Here is a 21,314-nt window from a genome sequence, read left to right as displayed (position 1 = left end):
TTCCATCGCGCCGTGGCTACACACCAGCCCATCACGACGATCCCGGCATTTATAACCGCGAAGTTTGCCACAAACCCTGGGGTTTGGCGCCATATGCCGGATAAACACCCTGATCAAAGCGCGATCAAGTTTCAATGTGGGAGATTGCCCCCTCCCACATTTGGACCTGTCTGGTCTGGATAACCGAGAAAGGGATCAGGCCTCGACCAGGCTCCACTGCTTGCTCAAGCGCTTGTCGGAAATCGGCACCTTGGTCCCCAACTGCTGTGCAAACAACGACACCCGGTATTCCTCCAACCACCAGCGATACAGCTCCAGTTGCGGGTCGCGCTTGCCTTCCTGGGTGTGCTTGTTCAAGCGGTTCTGGTACTGCGCCCACAGGCCGCCCAGTTCGCTGCTCCACACACGATCCTTTTGCACCTGGCCAGGCAGTTTCTCCAGGCGCAATTCGATGGCCTTGAGAAAACGCGGCAATTCCTTGAACCACTGCGCCGGGGTTTCGCGCACAAAGCCGGGATACACCAGGTTGCTCAATTGCTGCTTGATGTCGTTCAGGGCCACGGCCTGGGCCAGGTCGATCTTGCCCTTGAAGCGCTTTTGCAGGCCATGCCAGAGCTTCAGCACGTCCAGGGTCAGGCGCGCCAGGCGTTCGGCGTGTTCGGTCCAACTGCCACGCTTGCGTTCAGCCAGCGCCGCCAAACCGGCACCGTCACGGGGCAGGCTGGCTTCGCCTTCCAGCACACAGGTGTCGAGGCTGGCCAGCAGGATGTCTTCCACCAGGGCGTCGATACGCCCCAGTTCGCGGTACATCAGGCCCAGTTCAGTGAGGCCGGGCAATTTGCCGCGCATGAATTTGGCCGGTTCCGCCAATTGCTGCATCAACAGGCGTTGCAACGCACGGCGGTGCTGGAACTCAGCCTCGGCGGCGGTGGAAAAACGGCCCTCTTTCACGGTGCCGTTTTCTTCCACCAGCGCCGGATAGACCGTCATCGACAGCCCGGCGATCTTCTGCTGGGTTTTCTCGGCCACCGCCGCGAACACCTTGGCCTCCACCGGCTGCTGGCTTTTCGCGGTGTGCGGCACGGCCAGCGCGGCCTGGCTGGCTTCGACAAAACGCGCGGTCAACTCGGCCAGGTCGCGGCCCTCGCCAAGGAACTTGCCTTGACCGTCGACCACTTCCAGGTTCATCTTCAGATGGTTTTCCACCTGCTGCGCCGCTTCGGCCCAGGCCTCATCGCTGACCCGCGCCCCGGTCATGCGCAGCAATTCGCGCCCCAATGCCTGGGGCAGCGAACCCTGGCCAAACTCGATGCGCTGCAGCGCCGCCTTGACGAAATCCGGCACCGGCACGAAGTTCTTGCGCAGGGCCTTGGGCAGGTTGCGCACCAGGGCGATGCACTTGGCTTCGATCAGCCCCGGCACCAGCCACTCCAGGCGCTCCGGCGGCAAGGCCGGCAGCAGCGGTGCCGGTACGCGCAGGGTCACGCCGTCGCGGGGGTGGTTGGGCTCGAAGTGGTAACTCAGGGCCAGTTCCAGATCGCCCAGGTGCAGGGTGTCCGGGTAATGGGCGGCAGTGACTTCACTGGCCTCGCGGGCCAACACGTCTTCCTCGCGCATGATCAGCAACTGCGGATCTTTCTGGCTGTTGACCTTGTACCAGCTGTCAAAGGTGGCGGTCTGGTGGATCTCCGCCGGCAGCCGTGCATCGTAGAAGGCGTACAAGGTCTCTTCGTCGGCCAGGATATCGCGGCGGCGTGCCTTGGCTTCCAGTTCGTCGAGCTGCTCCAGCAGTTGCTGGTTGGCCGTCAGGCATTTGGCGCGGGACTGGATCTCGCCACGCACCAAGCCTTCGCGAATAAACAACTCCCGCGACACCACCGGGTCAATCGGCCCGTAATGCACCGGCCGACGCCCGACCACGATCAGCCCGAACAGGGTGATCTGCTCGAACGCCACCACCTGGCCGCGCTTCTTCTCCCAGTGGGGTTCGAAGTGGTTTTTCTTGATCAGGTGCCCGGCCAGCGGTTCGATCCAGTCGGCATCGATCTTCGCCACCATGCGCGCATACAGCTTGGTGGTTTCCACCAGTTCGGCGGTCATCAGCCATTGCGGGCGTTTCTTGCCGATACCCGAGGACGGGTGAATCCAGAAGCGTCGCTGACGGGCGCCGAGGTAATCGCCGTCTTCGGTCTTCTGGCCGATCTGGCTGAGCAGGCCGGACAGCACCGCCTTGTGCAGCTTGGGGAAGTCCGCCGGTTCTTTGTTGACGGTCAACTGCATGTCGCGGCAGATCAGGCTCAACTGGCGATGGGAGTCGCGCCACTCGCGCAGGCGCAGGTAGTTGAGGAAGTTCTTGCGGCACCAGTTGCGCAGCGGGCTGGCGGTGAGTGCCTGGCGCTGCTCTTCAAAACCACGCCACAAATTGACCAGCCCGGCGAAGTCCGAGTCCGCATCTTTCCACTGCGCATGGGCCTGGTCGGCGGCCTGCTGGCGCTCCGGTGGGCGCTCGCGCGGGTCCTGGATCGACATGGCGCTGGCCACGATCAACACTTCCTGCAAACTACCAAGCTTGGCGGCTTCGAGCAGCATGCGGCCCATGCGCGGGTCCACCGGCAGGCGCGCCAACTGACGGCCCAATGGCGTGAGCTGGCTGTTGCGGTCGACCGCCGAGAGTTCCTGCAACAGGTTGAAACCGTCGCTGATGGCCTTGCCGTCCGGCGGTTCGATAAACGGGAAATCGGTGATTTCGCCCAGGCGCAGGTGCAGCATCTGCAGGATCACCGCCGCGAGGTTGGTGCGCAAAATCTCAGGGTCGGTAAATTCCGGACGGCCGATAAAATCCTCTTCGCTGTACAAGCGAATGCAGATCCCCGGCTCCACCCGGCCGCAACGGCCTTTACGCTGGTTGGCACTGGCCTGGGAAATCGCCTCGATCGGCAGGCGCTGCACCTTGGCGCGATAGCTGTAGCGGCTGATGCGTGCGGTGCCGCTGTCGATCACATAACGAATGCCCGGCACCGTCAGCGAGGTTTCCGCGACGTTGGTCGCCAGCACCACTCGGCGCCCTGGGTGGGACTGGAAAATGCGCTGCTGTTCGGCCGGCGACAGGCGTGCGTACAACGGCAGGATCTCGGTGTGCTTGAGCTGGGCCTTGCGCAGCATCTCGGCTGCATCGCGAATCTCGCGCTCGCCGGGCAAAAATACCAGCACGTCACCAGGGCTGCGGCGTTCGCTGCGCTCATAGGCGGCGATTTCGTCGAGGGTGGCGAGGATCGCCTGATCGACGGTCAGGTCGTCTTCGACACGGTTGCCCTCCTCGTCCTGTTCCAGGGTCAGCGGGCGGTACCAGGTGTCCACCGGGAAGGTGCGGCCCGAGACCTCGACAATCGGTGCGTCGTCGAAGTGCTTGGAAAAACGCTCCAGGTCGATGGTCGCCGAAGTGATGATAACTTTCAGGTCCGGACGACGCGGCAGCAGGGTTTTCAGGTAACCCAGCAGGAAGTCGATGTTCAGGCTGCGTTCGTGGGCTTCGTCGACGATGATCGTGTCGTAGCGTTCCAGGTAACGGTCGTTCTGGGTTTCCGCCAGCAGGATACCGTCGGTCATCAGCTTGATCAGGGTGTTGGCGTCGCTTTGGTCTTCGAAGCGCACCTGATAGCCGACCAACGCGCCCAGCGGCGTGGCCAACTCTTCGGCGACGCGGCTGGCGACGCTGCGCGCAGCGATCCGGCGTGGTTGGGTATGGCCGATCAGGCCATATTGGCCGCGGCCGATCTCCAGGCAGATCTTCGGCAACTGGGTGGTCTTGCCCGAGCCGGTTTCGCCGGCAATGATCAGCACCTGATGCTTTTGCAGCGCGTCCTTGATCTCATCGCGCTTGGCCGCGATCGGCAAACTGTCGTCGTAACGAATCACCGGCAGGCTGGCGCGCCGCGCCGTGACCTGGGCGCAGGACGCCTGCATGCGCGTGACCCACTGCGCCAGCTTCTCCTCGTCGGGCTTCTTGCGCAGCTCAAGCAGTTGCCGCCGCAAGCGGTGACGGTCGGCGAGCATGGCGTGGTCGAGGTTTTTCAGCAGTTGGTCGATAGCGGGCGCTTGGTCAGTCATCGGGTACGCAAAGGTCGTCTATTTATGCAGGGTGCGGATTGTCGCAGAAAAGCAGCTGCGAGCGGCAAGCTTCAAGCGGCAAGTCAGGGCGGATCTGCTTTTACTTGCCGCTTTGAGCTTATGGCTGCTCTTTTCTTTTATAAGGGAAGACATCGATCACTTTGCCTGCACGAATCGCATCCTGCAGGCCTTTCCAATAATCAGCGTTATACAGCTCGCCATGCAGTTCATCGAACAGCTTGCGCTGGCCGGCGTCGGCGAACAGGAACGGCGGGAATTCTTCCGGGAACACGTCCAGCGGGCCGATGGAGTACCAGGGCTCCGAGGCCATTTCATCCTCGGGCGTGCGCGGCGCGGGGATGTGGCGGAAGTTGGCTTCGGTGAGAAAGCAGATTTCGTCGTAGTCGTAGAACACCACGCGACCGTGACGGGTGACGCCGAAGTTCTTCAGCAGCATGTCGCCGGGGAAGATGTTCGCTGCCGCCAGTTGCTTGATCGCCAAGCCGTAGTCTTCCAGGGCTTCGCGCACCTGGGCGGGGTTGGCGTTTTCCAGGTAGAGGTTGAGCGGGGTCATGCGCCGTTCGGTCCAGCAGTGGCGGATCAGTACCGTATCGCCTTCCACTTCGACGGTGCCGGCAGCGACGTCCAGCAGTTCAGCCAGGCACTCGGGCTCGAACTTGCCCAGGGGAAAGCGGAAGTCGGCAAACTCCTGGGTATCGGCCATGCGCCCGACGCGATCGACGCTTTTGACCAGGCGGTACTTCTCGATCACCGTGGCGCGGTTGACGTTTTTCGACGGTGAAAAACGGTCCTTGATGATCTTGAACACGGTATTGAAGCCCGGCAGGGTGAACACGCTCATGACCATGCCACGCACGCCGGGGGCCATGATGAATTGATCGTCGGTGGTGGCCAGGTGGTTGATCAGCGCGCGGTAGAACTCCGACTTGCCGTGTTTGTAGAAACCAATCGAGGTGTACAGCTCGGCAATGTGCTTGCCCGGCAGGATGCGTTTGAGAAAGCCGATAAATTCCGCCGGCACCGGCACGTCGACCATGAAGTAGGAACGGGTGAACGAAAAGATGATCGACACCTCGGCCTCGTCGGTGATCAGCGCATCGATCTGGATGCCCTGGCCTTCGCGGTGCAGCAGAGGAATCACCAGGGGCCATTGTTCGTCGCGGGTGTAGATGCGCCCGACGAGGTAGGCGCCTTTGTTGCGGTAGAGCACCGAGGAAAACAGCTCGACCTTGAGGTCCGGGTCCTTGCACACCCAGTCCGGCAGGTTTTCCCGCAGTTGGGTTTCGAGGCGACCCAGGTCGGTTGCCAGGTCGGCGTAGGGCTCGCTGAAACGATAGTCGGCAAAAATCTGCGCGAGCATCTCGGGAATCTGGCCGGCGGGCGCGTAGGTATGGGTTTGTGCCGCCCGTGCCCGGCGCAGGCTCGGCCGCGTGGTGTGGATGAACATGCAGCCGTCGCTGATCAGGTCATGGCTGAACAGGCCGCAGAAGATCGAGTTGTACCAGGTCTCGGACAGCTCATCGTCAAAACGCAGGTCGATCAGGCCGATATAGGCGCTTTTCACCAGCGGCCACAGGTCAATGTCGAGCAATGCGCTGCCCTCGAAGTTCGCGCGCAGGCGCGCGCTCACTTCACCGACCTTGTCTTCGTACAGGTTGATCCGCGCCGCCGATGCCGCCTGCCCCTGTTGCCACTGGGCCTTTTCGAAACGCTCGCGGGCGCCATCGGTGATCTGGCGAAAGTGCTCGCGGTAATCGTCGAAGCCTTCGAGGATAGTGCGGGCGATAGCGAGGGCAGGCGTGGATGGCGACATGCGGGAAACCTCGAGCGGGCATCTGGGATGCCCTGAGCTTAGCCAGTGTACGCAGGCAGGAGAAGGGTCATTTTTTGCACTGACTTGTACAGCTCCGTTCATTTCGTACATTTATTTTCAATTTTTTAATTCGACCGATCGGTCAATAAACGCACCTCACAGTCGATCCGCGTTTGATCCACAGGCCTTGAGCGCCGTGGCCTGGCAGGTAGAAGCCGAAAAACCGCCAACCAGAACGGCCGCGGGTCCTCCATAGGGCTTTGGATCCAACTAAGGGAAACCCCGATTACTACCTTGATGGCACTTTGATATATAGCGCGCCCTCTCCCACCCTAACAAGGTCCGAAGACCGACCCGGGAGCAGGTTCTAATCGCCCAAGGAGCATTGAGATGTCATTGAGGAATATGAGGATCGGTCTGCGTGCCAGTCTGAGTTTTGGGGTTTTGGCCAGCTTGCTGGTGATTGTGGGAATGTTTGGCCTGGGCCAGATGGCCAAGCTGCGGGAAAGCGCGCTGGTCATTGAACAAACCTGGATGCCGAGCATCGAGAATATCCATGACAGCGCAGCCTTGGTGGCCACTGTCCGCCTGGAGTCCCTGCGCCTGGTGAGCACCGACGAGTCTCGCGTGCGTGAGACCAGCAGAGGCCTGATCACCCGCACCAGCAGCGAACTGCAAGCCCTGCTCGAGCGCCATGAAACCTTGCTGAGCAATGACGAAGAGCGCGAACTGCTGAAAACCCTCAAGGCCAATGTCGCGACATACCTGGCCATCGTCGGGCAGATGGTTGCGTTGGTGGACAAGGATCAACAGCAAGACGCCCTCGACCTGCTCGTCAGCCGCCTCGCCCCCCAGGGCACGATCCTGAGCCAGAGCCTGGAAAACCTGATCGTCTTTAACCAGAACGGCGTGGAAGCGGCGGCCGATTCGGCCGCACAGATGTATTCGAGCGCACAGTGGATTGTCGGCCTGATTATCGCAGTCGCACTGATCGCCACCTTGCTGCTGGCCTGGCTGCTGACCCGCAGCATCACCGCGCCGATCGGCCAGGCCCTGAACGTGGCGCGCACCATCGCCGCCGGCGACTTGAGCCAGCCGATCGTGGTGCACGGCCATGACGAACCCGCGCAATTGCTGAGCGCCCTGGCGACCATGCAAGCGCAGCTGCAGACCACCATCCGAGGCATCAGCGAATCGGCGCAGCAACTGGCTTCCGCCGCCGAAGAAATGAGCGCGGTGATGGAACAAAGCACGCGCGGCCTGCAGGCGCAGAACGATGAAATCGAGCAGGCTGCCACCGCCGTGACCGAGATGAGCACGGCAGTGGACGAGGTCGCGGGTAATGCGGTGTCCAGCGCCGAGGCGTCCCAGGCTTCCGATGAAGACAGCAAGCACGGCCACTACCAGATCAGCGAAACCATCAGCTCGATCCAGAACCTGGTGGACGAAGTGCTCGGCGCCTCGAACAAGGCCGAAGGCCTGGCGCTGCAAGCGCAGGACATCAGCAAGGTGCTGGAAGTGATTCGCGGCATTGCCGGGCAAACCAACCTGCTGGCGCTCAACGCCGCGATTGAAGCGGCGCGTGCCGGTGAAGCCGGGCGTGGGTTCGCGGTCGTCGCCGACGAGGTGCGTTCGCTGGCACAGCGCACCCAGGACTCCACCGAAGAAATCGAGCAGATGATCACCGGTATCCAGCAAGGCACCCAGGCCACCGTCGAGGCGCTGAACAGCAGCGCCGAGCATGCCGGCCAGACCTTGCAACGGGCCAACAGCGCCGGCAGTGCCCTGGAAAAAATCACCGCCGCCATCTCGCAGATCAGCCAGCGCAACCTGGTGATCGCCAGCGCCGCCGAGCAACAGGCGCTGGTAGCGCGCGATGTGGACCGCAGCCTGGTGAACATCCGCGACCTGTCCACCCAGACCGCCGCCGGCGCCACCCAGACCTCGGCCGCCAGCCAGGAACTGTCGCGGCTGGCGGTGGACCTGAATGGGCTGGTGACGCGGTTTGTCCTGTAATCAATGAAGGCGGCGTGCAACACTCGCGGCCTTATTGATGTAGGAGTGTTCCGTGAGGCCCGTTGACACCCTTTACCTGCTGGGGCTCGCCGCCATCTGGGGCGCGAGTTTTCTGTTCATGCGCATCATCGCGCCGGAAATCGGCACGCTGCCGACCGCATTTTTCCGCGTATCGATTGCCGCCGCCGGGCTATTGGTGATCCTGGCGATGGCGCGGGTGAACTGGGATTTCCAGGGCAAGTTCAAGACGGTCCTGTTGCTGGGGGTGATCAACTCGGGGATCCCGGCGACCATGTATTCGGTGGCCGCCCAGGTGCTGCCGGCGGGTTACTCGGCGATCTTCAATGCCACCACGCCGTTGATGGGGGTGTTGATTGGCGGGCTGTTTTTCAGCGAACGCCTCACCCCGTCGAAGATCGCCGGGGTGTGCCTGGGTCTGTTCGGTGTAGGCGTGCTGACCCGTGCGGGACCGGTGGCGTTTGACCTGGAATTATTGATGGGCGCACTGGCTTGCCTGTTGGCCACCACCTGTTATGGCTTTGCCGGGTTCCTCGCCAGGCGCTGGCTGGACCAGCGTGGCGGGCTGGACAGTCGTCTCGCGGCCCTGGGCAGCATGCTGGGCGCGACGCTGTTTCTGCTGCCGTTATTTGCCTACAGCGCGATCAGCCATCCGCCTGCGAGTTGGGGTGGGTGGCAGGTCTGGTCGTCGCTGCTGGGGTTGGGGCTGGTGTGTACGGCGTTTGCGTACGTGTTGTACTTCCGGCTGCTCACCGCGATTGGGCCGGTGAGGTCGATGACCACCACCTTCCTGATCCCGCCGTTCGGCGTGTTGTGGGGGGCGTTGTTGCTCGACGAGCCCTTATCGATGGCGCATTTATATGGCGGCGTGTTGATTGCCGGGGCGTTGTGGCTGGTATTGCGGCCTCGAAAACCGTAGGCGCCGGCTGGCCGGCACCTACGGGGGGCATCAGTTTTTGCGGAACACGAAGACCAGCCCAATGATGATCAAGCCCATCCCCAACAGGCTCAGCATCGCGAGCCGATTGCCGAAGATCAGGTAATCCATCACCGCCGTCACCGCTGGCACCAGGTAGAACAGGCTGGTGACATTCACCAGGTTGCCCCGGGCGATCAGGCGGTACAGCAACAGCGTTGCCAGCAACGACACTACCAGGCCCATCCACAGCACCGGCAGGTAAAAGCCGGCGTTGTGTTCAACGTGGAACGGCTGGAACGGCACAAACACCGAACACAACAGCAGCCCCGCCAGGTACTGCACCGGCAGGGTGCCAAGGGGGTTGTCGGTGATGCGCTTTTGCATGATCGAGCCGAAGGTCATGCTTGCCAGGGCCAGCAGCCCGAACAGCATCCCGGCCAGGGACATGCCCGCCAGCCCGATGCCTTGGTAGACCACCATGATCAGCCCGGCCAGGCCCAGACTCAGGCCGAACATCCGGCGCCAGGATCGCTGGCGCTCCATCAGCACCACGGTGAGGATCGGCTGCACCCCCATGATGGTCGCCATGACACCTGGGGTGACGCTGAGGTCCAGGGCCAGCAGATAGAAAATCTGATAGGCCCCCAGCAATACCAACCCGGTTGCCACCGCGTACAACAGGGGCTTGCCGGGACGCGGCAGTTTCAACCGCAGGACCGGCACCAGGATCACCAGCCCCGCCAGGGCGATGGCAAAACGGATCAGCAGGAAGGCGAAGGGCGAAGCATGGGCCAGGCCCAGCTTGGAGAAGATGGCCCCGCTGCTCCACAGCAGGACAAACAGGCTCGTCGAGGCCGCCGCGGCCACGGAGTGTTTCGAAAGAACGGACATGGTTACCACCTGTAATCAGGCAAAAAAAGCCGATTCAGCCGCAGAGGCTGAAATTCAGTAGTTTTTTTCAGGCAGGCAGAGCGGGCACAGCAACGTGCCGATCAGCCCGAAATGCCAACACCCGGCGGTGATACGACTGCGTACACCGGCGTGCTACTGACAGGTGGGGGGTAGTGACTGATCTGCGCAGGCTGCTTGTTCGCGCACGGCACGCGCACAGCGTTGACCGCTGAATCGACTACCGCTATGCGCAGGGAAGCTGGCATGTGCTGATCTTTTTGAAGGGATAAGGACGCGAGGACTATAACCAGCCGATGACATGTTTTGCAATCACTTGCCCAAGCCCTTTTGCGGGGAGGCGTTTTCACGTTTCGGGGCGCGGGCCGTCGCTATAATGCCGACCGGTATTTTCCAAGGACTCCCCCATGCTCCCATTGCCCTGGCTGTACCTGGCGCTTCTTTCCATCGGCTATCTGCTGGCCTTGGCCTACGGGAAACTGGGCGTACTGGCGCTGGTGTCCGTCGCCTTGCTGTTGATCGCCGGCTATGCCGTACGCCAGCAGCGCACGCCGTGGGCGCGTTACCTGGGTCACGGGCTGTTTGTCGTGTTGGCGCTAGGCCTGGCGATGCACTGGCTGCCGGGGTTCTATAACGGTCGCGGCATTGACCCGCAGCGATTTACGCCTGATGCCGTGCCGTTCTCGATGTACCTGAACCAGGACAAGCCGCTGATTGGTTTCTGGTTGCTGCTGGCCTGCCCGTGGATTGTGGCGCGGCGTTCGTTGCGCCTGTCGATCTGCGTCACCGCGTTGGTACTGACCCTTACCGCCATCGTCGCGCTGGGTGGCGCAGCCTTGCTGGGCGTGATCAGTTGGGCGCCGAAATGGCCGGACCAGGCCTGGCTGTGGGTACTCAACAACCTGTTGCTGGTGACCCTGGTGGAAGAAGCCCTGTTCCGTGGCTACATTCAAGGCGGCTTGAGCCGACGCTTCAAACAGTTGCCCTACGGCGAAAACCTCGCGCTGCTGCTGGCATCGCTGCTGTTCGGCCTGGTGCACGTGGGTGCAGGGTGGCAATGGGTGCTGCTGGCGGGCATCGCCGGGGTCGGTTATGGCCTGGCGTATCGGTTTGGCGGGCTGGGTGCGGCGATTGCCACGCACTTTGGCTTGAATCTGCTTCACTTCGGGTTGTTTACCTATCCAATGCTGGCGGGTTGACATCCCCTCGAGGAATGACCAACCCGCCGATTGTTGCAAAAATAAGTTAAATAAACCCCCGTTACCGCCGATACCCAATGAAAGCCTTGCGGATTGAACAATCATGCGTAATAACCAGCCCGTTACCCAGCGCGAACGTACCTTCCCCGCTCAGCAACGGTTGATCTCCACCACAGATGCCAAAGGCGTGATCACCTACTGCAACGACGCGTTTGTCGAAATCAGTGGGTTCTCTCGCGACGAACTGGTGCGTGCCCCGCACAACCTGGTGCGTCACCCGGACGTGCCAGCGGCCGTGTTCGGGCATATGTGGACCACGCTCAAACAAGGCTTGCCATGGATGGGCATCGTTAAGAACCGCTGCAGGACGGGCGATCACTACTGGGTCAACGCCTATGTGACGCCGGTCTTCGAAGGCAACCAGGTGGTCGGCTACGAATCGGTGCGCATCAAGCCCACCGCCGAGCAGATCCGCCGTGCCGAAGCGCTCTACCAACGCATCAACCAGGGCAAGTCGGCCGTCCCCCAGCGGGACAAGTGGCTGCCGGTGTTGCAGGACTGGCTGCCGTTTATCCTGATCAGCCAGTTGAGCTTCATGATCGGTGCGTCGCTCAACTCCCACTGGGGCTTTGCCCTGGCGGCGGGTTTGTCGGTGCCATTGGGGCTGCTGGGCCTGAGCTGGCAACAGCGCGGCCTCAAGCGCCTGCTGCGCCTGGCCGAGCAGACCACCTCCGACCCGTTGATCGCGCAGATGTACACCGACAGCCGTGGTGCCCAGGCGCGCCTGGAGATGTCCATTCTCAGCCAGGAGGCACGCCTGAAGACCTGCCTGACGCGCTTGCAGGACACTGCCGAGCACCTCAACGACCAGGCGGCGCAGTCCAATACCCTGGCGCATAACAGCTCCAGCGGCCTGGAACGCCAGCGCGTGGAAACCGAGCAGGTGGCCACGGCGGTCAACCAGATGGCGGCGACCACCCAGGAAGTGGCCAGCCATGTGCAGCGCACGGCCGATGCGACCCAGGAAGCCAATCGCCTGACCAGTCGCGGTCGCGATATTGCCGGGGAAACCCGCGAGGCGATTCAGCGTCTGTCGGTGGCCGTGGGCGAGACCGGCGTGACCGTCACCCAACTGGCCAAGGACAGCGACGAGATCGGCGGCGTAGTCGACGTGATCAAAGGCATTGCCGACCAGACCAACCTGCTGGCGCTCAACGCCGCCATTGAAGCGGCGCGAGCCGGTGAGATGGGCCGTGGGTTTGCGGTGGTCGCCGATGAAGTGCGCCAACTGGCGCAGCGCACGGCTGAGTCGACCGGGCAGATCCATGCTCTGATCGCCAAGCTGCAGCAAACTGCTGCCGCTGCCGTGCAAACCATGGACACCGGGCATCGCCAGGCCGAAGAGGGCGTGGCGCGGGTAATGGAGGCGGACCAGGCATTGGTGGGCATCAGTGAAGCGGTGGCGCATATCACCGACATGACCACCCAGATCGCGGCCGCCACCGAAGAGCAAAGCTCGGTGGCCGAAGAGATCAGCCGCAATATCAGCACCATTGCGCTGTTGGCAGATCAGACCTCGGAGCAGGCGTTGAACTCGGCGCAGTTGAGTGAAGAGCTGACGCATACGGCGAATACCCAGTATTCGTTGGTCGAGCGTTTCAACCGGTAGACCGATATCGGGAGCAAGCCCCCTCCCACAGTTAACCGCGTACATCCCTTGGAATGCGGTCGAATGTGGGAGGGGGCTTGCTCCCGATTGGCCCTAACAGGCGCTGAGAAACTCAGCCACCTGCACGGCCGCAGCCTCCAAATGCTGCTCATGCGCAAACCCCGAAGCCTTCAACGGCTTCAAATCATGATCCCCCGCCACCAGCCACATCACTTCGATGCTCGGCGACAAGTCATACCCTTCCACCGCCGCCCGATTGCCCAGTGCATCGCGCTCGCCCTGCACAATCAACGTCGGCGTCTTCAATCCGGCCAAATGCGCTACACGTGGTTTCTCCGGCTTGCCCACCGCATAAAACGGATAACCCAGGCACACCAGCCCATCGACGCCCAATTCATCGGCCAAAAGACTGGCCATCCGCCCGCCCATCGACTTGCCGCCAATGACCAGTTTCCCAGCGACATGACGTCGCACCTCGGCATACACCCCGCGCCAGGCTTCCAGCAGTCTTGGCGCCGGGTTGGGCGGGCGTTTGCCGCCGTCCAGTCGGCGCTGGGCCATGTAGGGAAACTCGAAGCGCAACACGTTGACGCCATGTCCGGCAAGGCGTGCAGCCATGTCGTTCATGAAGGATGAGTCCATCGGTGCGCCGGCGCCATGGGCCAGGATCAACGTCACGCAATCACCGGAAGCTACGCCCGACGCGACATCCCAAAGCCAACCGTGTTCCCGCACACACTGCGCCCATTGATCCCCGTCAATACTGGCCTTGTGCTCTTTGCCCATGCTTGCCTCGCTATTCAGTCTGCCTATAACTCCAGCCCAAGTGCCGCATCTGCTTGGGTTGAACCGTGGATGGGGAACCATGAACACTACTTTAAGTACCGCCTATAACTACAAGGTGGTCCGCCAATTCGCCATTATGACGGTGGTGTGGGGCATCGTCGGCATGGGGCTCGGGGTTTTTCTCGCCGCCCAATTGGTTTGGCCCGCGCTCAACTTCGACTTGCCCTGGACCAGCTTCGGCCGCCTGCGCCCACTGCATACCAATGCGGTGATCTTCGCGTTCGGTGGCTGTGCGCTGTTCGCCAGCTCCTTCTACTCGGTGCAGCGTACCTGCCAAACCCAGCTGTTCGCGCCGAAAATCGCCGCGTTCTGCTTCTGGGGCTGGCAACTTGTCATCCTCCTGGCCGCGATCAGCTTGCCGCTGGGCTACACCAGCTCCAAGGAATACGCCGAACTGGAATGGCCGATCGACATCCTGATCACCATTGTCTGGGTGGCCTACGCCATCGTGTTCTTCGGCACGGTGATGAAGCGCAACACCAAGCATATCTACGTCGGTAACTGGTTCTTCGGCGCGTTCATCATCACCGTGGCGATCCTGCATATCGTCAACAACCTGGAAATCCCGGTCAGCCTGACCAAGTCCTACTCGCTGTATGGCGGTGCGACGGATGCCATGGTGCAGTGGTGGTACGGGCATAACGCGGTAGGCTTTTTCCTCACCGCCGGTTTCCTCGGGATGATGTACTACTTCGTGCCGAAACAGGCCGAGCGCCCGGTGTATTCATATCGCCTGTCCATCGTGCACTTCTGGGCGCTGATCACCCTGTACATCTGGGCCGGTCCTCACCACCTGCACTACACCGCGCTGCCGGACTGGGCACAGTCCCTGGGCATGGTGATGTCGCTGGTACTGCTGGCGCCGAGCTGGGGCGGCATGATCAACGGTATGATGACCCTGTCGGGCGCCTGGCATAAGTTGCGCAGCGACCCGATCCTGCGCTTTTTGGTGGTGTCCCTGGCGTTCTACGGCATGTCGACCTTCGAAGGGCCGATGATGGCGATCAAGACCGTCAACTCGCTGTCCCACTACACCGACTGGACCATCGGCCACGTACACGCCGGCGCCCTCGGCTGGGTAGCGATGATCTCCATCGGCGCCCTGTACCACATGATCCCGAAAGTCTTCGGTCGCGAGCAGATGTACAGCCTCGGCCTGATCAACGCGCACTTCTGGCTGGCCACCATCGGCACCGTGCTCTACATCGCCTCGATGTGGGTCAACGGCATCGCCCAGGGCCTGATGTGGCGTGCGATCAACGAAGACGGCACCTTGACCTACTCCTTCGTCGAAACCCTGGTGGCCAGCCACCCAGGCTTCATCGTGCGGCTGGTGGGCGGTGCGGTATTCCTCAGCGGCATGTTCCTGATGGCTTACAACACATGGCGCACCGTGCGCTCGGCACAACCTGTCGAAGCCGCCCCTGCCGCGCAGATGGCCTGAGGAGTCAGTGATGAAACACGAAACGATTGAAAAGAACGTCGGCCTGCTGATGCTGCTCATGGTGCTCGCCGTGAGCATCGGCGGCCTGACCCAGATCGTCCCGCTGTTCTTCCAGGACGTGACCAACAAGCCGGTGGAAGGCATGAAGCCCTACACCGCGCTGCAACTGGAAGGCCGCGACATCTACATCCGCGAAGGCTGCGTACAGTGCCACTCGCAGATGATCCGCCCGTTCCGCGCCGAGACCGAGCGCTACGGCCACTACTCGGTGGCCGGTGAAAGCGTGTGGGACCACCCGTTCCTGTGGGGCTCCAAGCGTACCGGGCCAGACCTGGCCCGCGTCGGCGCACGCTACTCGGACGACTGGCACCGCGCGCACTTGTACAACCCTCGCAACGTCGTGCCTGAGTCGAAGATGCCGGCCTACCCGTGGTTGGTCACGGCTGCGGTCGACAGCAGCCACACCGAGACCAAGTTGAAAGTAATGCGCACCCTCGGCGTGCCGTACACCGACGACGACATCAGTGGCGCCGTGGCCAGCCTCAAGGGCAAGACCGAAATGGACGCGCTGGTTTCGTACCTGCAAGTACTCGGCACTGCCATCAAGAGCAAGAGGTGAGCCATGGGATTTGAATTCGATGCGGGCACCATCCGCGGCCTCGGCACGCTGGTGGTCGCCATCGCCTTTATCGGCCTGTCGCTGTGGGTATTCAACAACCGGCGCAATTCGGAATTCGAGGAAGCGCGCCTGCTGCCCTTCGCCGATGAACCTTCGCCATCCGACGCTCACCAAGAGCCTGCAACAAGGAGCAACCGGCCATGACTACCTTCTGGAGTACATGGATCTGCGTACTGACCATTGGCAGCCTGATCGGCCTGACCTGGCTGTTGTTCGCCACCCGCAAGGGCGAGACCAAGGGCAGCGTCGACCAGACCATGGGCCATGCCTTCGACGGCATCGAGGAATACGACAACCCCCTGCCCCAGTGGTGGTTCATGCTGTTCGCCGGCACCCTGGTGTTTGCGGTCGGCTACCTGATTCTCTACCCGGGCCTGGGCAACTGGAAAGGCGTGTTGCCGGGCTATGAAGACGGTTGGACCTCGGCCAAGGAGTGGGACAAGGAGATGGCCAAGGCCGACACCAAGTTCGGACCGATCTTCGCCAAATTCTCGGCCATGCCCGTGGAACAAGTCGCCAAAGACCCGCAGGCGCTGAAAATGGGCGGTCGCCTGTTCGCCTCCAACTGCGCGGTGTGCCACGGCTCGGATGCCAAGGGCGCATTCGGCTTTCCCAACCTGGCTGACAACATCTGGCGTTGGGGCGGTTCGGCCGAAGCGATCAAGACCACCATCATGAACGGTCGGCACGCGGCGATGCCGGCCTGGGGTGACATGCTCGGCGACGACGGCGTAAAAAACGTCGCCGCCTATGTGCGCCACGACCTGGCCAAGCTGCCATTGCCGGCGGACAGCACCGCCGACCTGGCCGCTGGCCAGGCCGCGTTCAACACCACCTGCGTGGCCTGCCACGGTCCGCAAGGCCACGGCATGGAAGCCATGGGCGCGCCGAACCTGACCCTGCCCGCCGGTTACATCTACGGCACCAGCCTTGCGCAGTTGCAGCAGACGATTCGCCACGGCCGCCAAGGCCAGATGCCAGCGCAGGAAGTGCTGCAGGGCAATGACAAAGTGCACCTGCTCGCCGCCTACGTTTACAGCCTGTCCCATAACGCTGATGGCGCAACGCCAGAAAGCCAAGCCCAGTAACACCTGACTGCCGCCCCAATCTGGGGCGGCAGCTCTACCGCGCTACGCGACCAAGTGTCGCACCCTTCCAAAGCACACCTTTCCCCTCCTGCCATTCGGGTCTACGCTTGCTTGCACAGCGGACCGATCCTGGCGTACGCGACGACAGTCGTTGCGACCCCCGAAATTTCCTGTCCACTCGATCAGCTTTCGATTTCGGATTTTATCCTTACGCCAAACATGGAAAGGGCGCAGAATCTGGCGTGGAACGCATTGACACAGGTCAGCCTTGCGTTGCAATGGCCCCTTGCTTTCTACATACTTGCGGCCGAATTTTACCTATAAAAAAACCTAAACCGTGGAACCTTAGAATGAGCACAGCAATCAGTCCGACTGCTTATAACTATAAGGTAGTCCGCCAGTTCGCCATCATGACGGTGGTCTGGGGGATCCTTGGCATGGGGCTCGGGGTGTTCATCGCCTCGCAACTGGTGTGGCCGGAATTGAATTTCGGTCTGCCATGGACAACCTTCGGCCGCCTGCGCCCGCTGCACACCAACCTGGTGATTTTCGCCTTCGGCGGATGTGCATTGTTTGCCACCTCCTACTATGTCGTGCAGCGAACCTGCCAGACGCGACTCATCTCCGACAGCCTCGCGGCCTTCACTTTCTGGGGTTGGCAAGCGGTGATCGTCGGCGCCATCGTCACCCTGCCGCTGGGCTACACCACCACCAAGGAATACGCCGAGCTGGAATGGCCGATCGCGATTCTGCTGGCCATCGTCTGGGTGACCTACGCAGTAGTGTTCTTCGGCACCATCGTCAAGCGCAAGACCAAGCACATCTATGTGGGCAACTGGTTCTACGGGGCCTTCATCCTGGTGACGGCGATGCTGCATATCGTCAACCACGCCTCGTTGCCGGTCAGCCTGTTCAAGTCCTACTCGGCCTACGCCGGGGCGACGGATGCGATGATCCAGTGGTGGTACGGCCACAACGCCGTGGGTTTCTTCCTCACCACCGGTTTCCTGGGGATGATGTACTACTTCGTGCCCAAACAGGCCGAACGGCCTATTTACTCGTATCGCCTGTCCATCGTGCACTTCTGGGCGCTGATCACCCTGTACATCTGGGCCGGCCCGCACCACCTGCACTACACCGCATTGCCGGACTGGGCCCAGTCCCTGGGCATGGCGATGTCGATCATCCTGCTGGCCCCGAGCTGGGGCGGCATGATCAACGGCATGATGACCCTGTCGGGCGCCTGGCATAAGCTGCGCACCGACCCGATCCTGCGCTTTTTGGTGGTGTCCCTGGCGTTCTACGGCATGTCGACTTTCGAAGGGCCGATGATGGCGATCAAGACCGTCAACTCGCTCTCCCACTACACCGACTGGACCATCGGCCACGTACACGCCGGTGCCCTCGGCTGGGTAGCGATGATCTCCATCGGCGCCCTGTACCACATGATCCCCAAGCTGTTCGGCCGTGTGCAGATGCACAGTGTCGGGCTGATCAACGCGCACTTCTGGCTGGCCACCATCGGCACCGTGCTCTACATCGCCTCGATGTGGGTCAACGGCATCACCCAGGGCCTGATGTGGCGTGCGATCAACGATGACGGCACCCTCACCTACTCCTTCGTCGAAGCGCTGCAAGCCAGCCACCCTGGTTTCATCGTCCGCGCCCTGGGGGGGGCGTTCTTTGCCAGCGGCATGCTGTTAATGGCCTACAACGTCTGGCGCACCGTGCGTGCCTCGGACCCGGCAGAAGCCGAAGCCGCCGCCAAGATCGCCGTTGTGGGAGCCCACTGATGAAGCATGAAGTCGTCGAGAAGAATATCGGCCTGCTGGCCTTCTTCATGGTCATCGCCGTGAGTATCGGTGGCCTGACCCAGATCGTTCCGCTGTTTTTCCAGGACGTGACCAACAAGCCGGTCGAAGGCATGAAGCCGCGCACCGCCCTTGAACTGGAAGGCCGCGACGTCTACATCGCCAACGGTTGTGTCGGCTGCCACTCGCAGATGATCCGCCCGTTCCGCGCCGAAACCGAACGCTACGGCCACTACTCGGTCGCCGGTGAAAGCGTGTGGGACCACCCGTTCCTGTGGGGTTCCAAGCGCACCGGCCCGGACCTGGCCCGTGTCGGCGGGCGTTACTCCGATGACTGGCAACGTGCGCACTTGTACAACCCGCGCAACGTGGTGCCTGAGTCGAAAATGCCGGCGTATCCGTTCCTCGTGGAAAACAAGCTCGACGGCAAGGACACCGCGAAGAAGATGGAAGTCCTGCGCACCCTGGGCGTGCCCTACACCGACGAAGACATCGCCGGTGCAGCCGCAGCCGTGAAGGGCAAGACCGAAATGGACGCATTGGTGGCCTACCTGCAAGGCCTGGGCACCATCATCAAAAGCAAACGGTGATTCTTCATGGATATCGGGATGATTCGAGGCCTGGGCACCGTTGTGGTGATGGTGGCCTTTATCGGCCTGGCGCTGTGGGTGTTCAGTCCCCGGCGCAAGTCGGAGTTTGACGACGCGACCATGTTGCCCTTTGCGGATGATCCCGAAGCCATCAAGCACGTCGAGCAAGCTTCTAGGAGTAACAAAGAATGACTACGTTCTGGAGTCTGTACGTCACAGTCCTCAGCCTGGGTACCATCTTCGCCTTGACCTGGCTGTTGCTGTCGACCCGCAAGGGCCAGCGCGCCGAGCAGACCGACGAGACCGTCGGCCACTCGTTCGACGGCATCGAGGAGTATGACAACCCGCTGCCCAAGTGGTGGTTCATGCTGTTCGTCGGCACCATCATCTTCGCCCTTGGCTACCTGGTGCTCTACCCCGGCCTGGGCAATTGGAAAGGCCTGCTGCCGGGCTACAACTACCTCGACAACGACAAGCAAACCCCGTTCGCCAACGGCCAGACCGGCTGGACCGGCGTGCACGAATGGGAAAAGGAAATGGCCAGGTCGGATGCCAAGTTCGGGCCGATCTTCGCCAAATTCGCGTCGATGCCGATTGAAGATGTCGCCAAGGACCCGCAAGCCTTGAAGATGGGCGGTCGCCTGTTCGCCTCCAACTGCTCGGTATGCCACGGCTCCGACGCCAAGGGCGCCTATGGCTTCCCCAACCTGACCGACGCCGATTGGCGCTGGGGTGGCGAACCGGCCACCATCAAGGAAACCATCATGAAGGGCCGTCATGCCGTCATGCCGGCCTGGCTGGACATCCTCAAGGAGCAAGGCGTCAGCGACGTTGCCGCGTTCGTCGTCACCAACCTCGACGGCCGCAAGCTGCCGGAAGGCGTGAAAGCCGATGTGGCCAACGGCGAGAAACTCTTCGCCGCCAACTGCGCGGCCTGCCACGGCCCGGCCGGCAAGGGCACCCCCGCCATGGGCGCGCCGGACCTGACCCACCCGGGTGCATTCATCTACGGTTCGAGCTTCGCCCAACTGCAGCAGACCATCCGTTGGGGCCGCCAGGGCCAGATGCCTGCGCAGGAGCAACTGCAAGGCAACGACAAGGTGCACTTGCTCGCGGCGTATGTCTACAGCTTGTCCCATGGGGATAAGAAGGCTGACGAGCAGTAAAGCTCACCGACACACAAAAGCCCCGCCTGAGTGATCAGGCGGGGCTTTTTTATAGATCGCATCGACACCCCCATGGGAAAAGCACGTTGACCGCTTGTAGCTTTAAGCTTGTGGCTCGCCAAGGCCAAGTAGTAACGTAACTACATTCAACCCGCTCCAGGGGAGGCGCACCATGACTTTCACCACCATTTCCAGCCGCGAATTCAATCAAGACACAAGCGGTGCCAAAAAAGCCGCTCGCCAAGGCCCGGTTTTTATCACCGATCGCGGCAAGCCTGCCCATGTACTGCTAAGCATTGAGGACTACCAAAAGCTGACAGGTCTCAATGCCAACATCGTTGACCTGCTGGTGATGCCGGAAGCGGCCGATATCGACTTTGAAACCGAACGTGCCGTGATCACTCATCGACCCGTGGACCTCTCTTGATGTATCTACTCGACACCAACGTAATCTCTGAACTGCGTAAACCCCAGGCTGATGCGAACGTGGTCGCCTGGGCCAAAAGTGTCATCGCACCGCGTATGTTTATTTCGGCAATCACCTTGAAAGAATTGGAAACCGGGGTCTTGCGCATTGAGCGGCGAGACCCGGCTCAGGGGAAGGTGTTGCGAACCTGGCTCAAGCGGCATGTGATGCCGGCCTTTGATGCCAGAATCCTGCCCGTCGATGCGGCAGTCGCGTTGCGTTGCGCACACTTGCATGTGCCGGACCGTGCCAATGAAAGTGATGCATTAATTGCGGCGACCGCGCTGGTGCATGGGCTCACGGTTGTCACGCGCAACGTCAGCGACTTCAAATCCAGTGGCGTTCCACTGATCAATCCTTGGGACGAATGACCGCCTCCCCCACGAAAACCGTCCATACTTCCCAAGTCAATTGATCCAGGTCACGTACACCATCAATTGATTTCCCCCAACGCGACCAAAGGTCGCACCCTTTGAGCCGTACCAGGGGCGTATCATTACGCCACTGCAAGACCCTTAATTTGACCCCGGTTGGCACGTACTGGCCGAGGCAA

18 protein-coding genes are annotated in these 21,314 nt (G+C 61.6%); 14 read left to right on the top strand and 4 right to left on the bottom strand.

What is annotated here, in order from left to right; genetic code table 11:
• Window positions 1-195: 195 nt before the first annotated feature.
• Window positions 196-4,107, bottom strand: coding sequence for an ATP-dependent RNA helicase HrpA (hrpA, locus tag V3W40_RS10105; RefSeq protein ID WP_330214967.1), 3,912 nt, complete (start codon window positions 4,105-4,107; stop codon window positions 196-198).
• A 118-nt stretch (window positions 4,108-4,225) separates the two neighbouring features.
• A complete protein-coding gene (aceK, locus tag V3W40_RS10100) occupies window positions 4,226-5,941 on the bottom strand; it encodes a bifunctional isocitrate dehydrogenase kinase/phosphatase (RefSeq protein ID WP_065924721.1) in 1,716 nt (571 codons plus the stop codon).
• Between the two features lie 390 nt (window positions 5,942-6,331).
• On the opposite strand from aceK, the gene V3W40_RS10095 reads away from it, so the two are divergent.
• Together V3W40_RS10095 and V3W40_RS10090 are read left to right on the top strand one after the other, a co-directional pair.
• The gene (locus V3W40_RS10095; RefSeq protein WP_065946869.1) at window positions 6,332-7,957 is read left to right on the top strand and encodes a methyl-accepting chemotaxis protein; all 1,626 of its coding nucleotides are present in this window, start codon (window positions 6,332-6,334) and stop codon (window positions 7,955-7,957) included.
• Between the two features lie 52 nt (window positions 7,958-8,009).
• Window positions 8,010-8,894 (top strand): DMT family transporter, encoded by an 885-nt coding sequence (locus tag V3W40_RS10090; RefSeq protein WP_065924723.1) that lies wholly within the window; start codon window positions 8,010-8,012, stop codon window positions 8,892-8,894.
• 30 nt (window positions 8,895-8,924) lie between these two features.
• Here the strand turns inward: V3W40_RS10090 and V3W40_RS10085 are convergent, their stop codons facing one another.
• Window positions 8,925-9,785, bottom strand: a complete 861-nt coding sequence (locus V3W40_RS10085) for a DMT family transporter (protein ID WP_065946870.1) — start codon at window positions 9,783-9,785, stop codon at window positions 8,925-8,927.
• A 425-nt stretch (window positions 9,786-10,210) separates the two neighbouring features.
• Here V3W40_RS10085 and V3W40_RS10080 point away from each other — a divergent pair, with 425 nt between their 5' ends.
• Both V3W40_RS10080 and V3W40_RS10075 read left to right on the top strand, forming a co-directional pair.
• A complete protein-coding gene (locus V3W40_RS10080; protein ID WP_323146425.1) occupies window positions 10,211-11,002 on the top strand; it encodes a CPBP family intramembrane glutamic endopeptidase in 792 nt (263 codons plus the stop codon).
• 103 nt (window positions 11,003-11,105) lie between these two features.
• Window positions 11,106-12,671, top strand: coding sequence for a methyl-accepting chemotaxis protein (locus V3W40_RS10075; protein ID WP_137212092.1), 1,566 nt, complete (start codon window positions 11,106-11,108; stop codon window positions 12,669-12,671).
• A gap of 93 nt (window positions 12,672-12,764) precedes the next feature.
• On the opposite strand, the gene V3W40_RS10070 is transcribed toward V3W40_RS10075, so the two are convergent.
• A complete protein-coding gene (locus V3W40_RS10070; RefSeq protein ID WP_074847447.1) occupies window positions 12,765-13,457 on the bottom strand; it encodes an alpha/beta family hydrolase in 693 nt (230 codons plus the stop codon).
• A gap of 79 nt (window positions 13,458-13,536) precedes the next feature.
• Here V3W40_RS10070 and ccoN (V3W40_RS10065) point away from each other — a divergent pair, with 79 nt between their 5' ends.
• From ccoN (V3W40_RS10065) to V3W40_RS10020, 10 genes are all read left to right on the top strand, one after another.
• Complete coding sequence (gene ccoN, locus V3W40_RS10065; RefSeq protein ID WP_065924734.1) at window positions 13,537-14,961, top strand: cytochrome-c oxidase, cbb3-type subunit I; 1,425 nt, start codon at window positions 13,537-13,539, stop codon at window positions 14,959-14,961.
• Window positions 14,962-14,971: 10 nt separating this feature from the next.
• Entirely contained in the window at window positions 14,972-15,580 is a 609-nt protein-coding gene (gene ccoO / locus V3W40_RS10060) for a cytochrome-c oxidase, cbb3-type subunit II (protein ID WP_017735321.1), read from the top strand.
• 3 nt (window positions 15,581-15,583) lie between these two features.
• On the top strand, window positions 15,584-15,784 hold the full coding sequence (locus V3W40_RS10055; RefSeq protein WP_065924735.1) for a cbb3-type cytochrome oxidase subunit 3: 201 nt from the start codon (window positions 15,584-15,586) through the stop codon (window positions 15,782-15,784).
• A complete protein-coding gene (ccoP, locus tag V3W40_RS10050; protein WP_065924736.1) occupies window positions 15,781-16,728 on the top strand; it encodes a cytochrome-c oxidase, cbb3-type subunit III in 948 nt (315 codons plus the stop codon). The genes V3W40_RS10055 and ccoP (V3W40_RS10050) overlap by 4 nt, the downstream gene beginning before the upstream one ends.
• Before the next feature lie 350 nt (window positions 16,729-17,078).
• Window positions 17,079-18,521, top strand: a complete 1,443-nt coding sequence (ccoN, locus tag V3W40_RS10045) for a cytochrome-c oxidase, cbb3-type subunit I (protein ID WP_027603733.1) — start codon at window positions 17,079-17,081, stop codon at window positions 18,519-18,521.
• Window positions 18,521-19,129 (top strand): cytochrome-c oxidase, cbb3-type subunit II, encoded by a 609-nt coding sequence (gene ccoO / locus V3W40_RS10040; RefSeq protein WP_003193167.1) that lies wholly within the window; start codon window positions 18,521-18,523, stop codon window positions 19,127-19,129. The genes ccoN (V3W40_RS10045) and ccoO (V3W40_RS10040) overlap by 1 nt, the downstream gene beginning before the upstream one ends.
• Window positions 19,130-19,135: 6 nt before the next feature.
• Window positions 19,136-19,321 carry a CcoQ/FixQ family Cbb3-type cytochrome c oxidase assembly chaperone gene (locus V3W40_RS10035; protein WP_003193169.1) on the top strand — a complete coding sequence of 62 codons (186 nt, stop codon included), beginning with the start codon at window positions 19,136-19,138 and terminating at the stop codon, window positions 19,319-19,321.
• Window positions 19,318-20,295, top strand: a complete 978-nt coding sequence (ccoP, locus tag V3W40_RS10030; protein WP_330214966.1) for a cytochrome-c oxidase, cbb3-type subunit III — start codon at window positions 19,318-19,320, stop codon at window positions 20,293-20,295. Before V3W40_RS10035 ends, ccoP (V3W40_RS10030) begins: the two co-directional genes overlap by 4 nt.
• A 172-nt stretch (window positions 20,296-20,467) precedes the next feature.
• A complete protein-coding gene (locus V3W40_RS10025; protein WP_027603731.1) occupies window positions 20,468-20,722 on the top strand; it encodes a type II toxin-antitoxin system Phd/YefM family antitoxin in 255 nt (84 codons plus the stop codon).
• Window positions 20,722-21,132, top strand: coding sequence for a type II toxin-antitoxin system VapC family toxin (locus tag V3W40_RS10020; protein WP_053132925.1), 411 nt, complete (start codon window positions 20,722-20,724; stop codon window positions 21,130-21,132). The genes V3W40_RS10025 and V3W40_RS10020 overlap by 1 nt, the downstream gene beginning before the upstream one ends.
• Window positions 21,133-21,314 lie beyond the last annotated feature (182 nt).

Origin of the sequence: Pseudomonas sp. AM8 (assembly GCF_036346475.1) — a bacterium.
GTDB classification, from domain to species: domain Bacteria; phylum Pseudomonadota; class Gammaproteobacteria; order Pseudomonadales; family Pseudomonadaceae; genus Aquipseudomonas; species Aquipseudomonas marginalis.
The sequence above is the reverse complement of the archived record's forward strand: the minus strand, read 5'-3'. Positions and strand labels throughout refer to the sequence as shown.

Excerpts from the sequence above, each read along its gene's own strand:
- hrpA (WP_330214967.1), bottom strand. The coding sequence starts at position 4,107 with ATGACTGACCAAGCGCCCGCTATCGACCAACTGCTGAAAAACCTCGAC.
- aceK (WP_065924721.1), bottom strand. The coding sequence starts at position 5,941 with ATGTCGCCATCCACGCCTGCCCTCGCTATCGCCCGCACTATCCTCGAA.
- V3W40_RS10095 (WP_065946869.1), top strand. The coding sequence starts at position 6,332 with ATGTCATTGAGGAATATGAGGATCGGTCTGCGTGCCAGTCTGAGTTTT.
- V3W40_RS10085 (WP_065946870.1), bottom strand. The coding sequence starts at position 9,785 with ATGTCCGTTCTTTCGAAACACTCCGTGGCCGCGGCGGCCTCGACGAGC.
- V3W40_RS10080 (WP_323146425.1), top strand. The coding sequence starts at position 10,211 with ATGCTCCCATTGCCCTGGCTGTACCTGGCGCTTCTTTCCATCGGCTAT.
- V3W40_RS10075 (WP_137212092.1), top strand. The coding sequence starts at position 11,106 with ATGCGTAATAACCAGCCCGTTACCCAGCGCGAACGTACCTTCCCCGCT.
- V3W40_RS10070 (WP_074847447.1), bottom strand. The coding sequence starts at position 13,457 with ATGGGCAAAGAGCACAAGGCCAGTATTGACGGGGATCAATGGGCGCAG.
- ccoN (WP_065924734.1), top strand. The coding sequence starts at position 13,537 with ATGAACACTACTTTAAGTACCGCCTATAACTACAAGGTGGTCCGCCAA.
- ccoO (WP_017735321.1), top strand. The coding sequence starts at position 14,972 with ATGAAACACGAAACGATTGAAAAGAACGTCGGCCTGCTGATGCTGCTC.
- V3W40_RS10055 (WP_065924735.1), top strand. The coding sequence starts at position 15,584 with ATGGGATTTGAATTCGATGCGGGCACCATCCGCGGCCTCGGCACGCTG.
- ccoP (WP_065924736.1), top strand. The coding sequence starts at position 15,781 with ATGACTACCTTCTGGAGTACATGGATCTGCGTACTGACCATTGGCAGC.
- ccoN (WP_027603733.1), top strand. The coding sequence starts at position 17,079 with ATGAGCACAGCAATCAGTCCGACTGCTTATAACTATAAGGTAGTCCGC.
- ccoO (WP_003193167.1), top strand. The coding sequence starts at position 18,521 with ATGAAGCATGAAGTCGTCGAGAAGAATATCGGCCTGCTGGCCTTCTTC.
- V3W40_RS10035 (WP_003193169.1), top strand. The coding sequence starts at position 19,136 with ATGGATATCGGGATGATTCGAGGCCTGGGCACCGTTGTGGTGATGGTG.
- ccoP (WP_330214966.1), top strand. The coding sequence starts at position 19,318 with ATGACTACGTTCTGGAGTCTGTACGTCACAGTCCTCAGCCTGGGTACC.
- V3W40_RS10025 (WP_027603731.1), top strand. The coding sequence starts at position 20,468 with ATGACTTTCACCACCATTTCCAGCCGCGAATTCAATCAAGACACAAGC.
- V3W40_RS10020 (WP_053132925.1), top strand. The coding sequence starts at position 20,722 with ATGTATCTACTCGACACCAACGTAATCTCTGAACTGCGTAAACCCCAG.